1 pseudogene is annotated in these 279 nt (G+C 40.9%); it reads left to right on the top strand.

Features of this window, described 5'->3' with window-relative positions:
* Nucleotides 1-279 (top strand): annotated as a pseudogene (locus H4J70_RS20340) (transposase); the annotation flags it as partial.

Here is a 279-nt window from a genome sequence, read left to right as displayed (position 1 = left end):
ATTATCTCAGGTGTTTGCTATTGATATTTGTGCTCACGCTGTCATGAATAATCACTTACATTTAGTCCTTCATGTTGATAGTGAAAAAGCTAACAACTGGACGACGCTAGAGGTACTGTCCCGTTGGCATAAGTTGTTTAAAGGCACCCTGTTGACCCGTCAATATCAACAGGAGCAATCATTAACGACATTCGAAATGGCAATGGTTGAAGAAACAGCACAAGTCTATAAACAGCGCTTAATCGATATCAGTTGGTTTATGCGGGCATTAAACGAGCC

Source organism: Colwellia sp. BRX8-9, from assembly GCF_014077245.1.
Taxonomy (GTDB): Bacteria; Pseudomonadota; Gammaproteobacteria; order Enterobacterales; family Alteromonadaceae; genus Colwellia_A.
This window is presented reverse-complemented; position numbering and strand designations above follow the sequence as displayed.